The following is a 403-nucleotide window of genomic DNA, read 5'->3' on the forward strand; positions in this document are numbered from 1 at the left end:
CCCCTCGTCCACGGCGAACGAGGGGTGACGCCGGCTGAGGTGTCGCGGGTCCGCGTGCGGTGACCGTCCGCGATCGGTTGCCCCCGTTCGTCCTGGAGGTCGTCGACGACCGTCGGGCGCTCCGGGGCCTCGTGGCCGCGTGCCTCGCCCTGGGTGCGGCGGGCCTGGATCCGCACGTCCTGGACCCGGGCAACCCGCACATGGAGGCGCTGCTACGGTCGACGCCGTCCATCCGGGACGTGCTGACCGTGTTCGCGCTGGTGCAGGCCGGGCTGCTGCTGCTGGGTGGCGCAGTCGCCGACATCTGGCGTTCGGAACGGTTGCTGCGGGTGGCGCTGGTGGGGCTCGCGATCGCGTCCGTCGGGGCGGTCGTGCTGCCCTCCGGCGCGGGCCTGTTCGCGAT

General features: G+C 74.2%; 1 pseudogene. It reads left to right on the forward strand.

Annotated features, from left to right (window positions below):
- Positions 1–59: 59 nt before the first annotated feature.
- Positions 60–403 (forward strand): annotated as a pseudogene (locus I6F37_RS42965) (hypothetical protein); the annotation flags it as partial.

The organism is Bradyrhizobium sp. NBAIM08 (assembly GCF_020193935.1).
In the GTDB taxonomy this organism is placed as follows: Bacteria; Pseudomonadota; Alphaproteobacteria; order Rhizobiales; family Xanthobacteraceae; genus Bradyrhizobium; species Bradyrhizobium yuanmingense.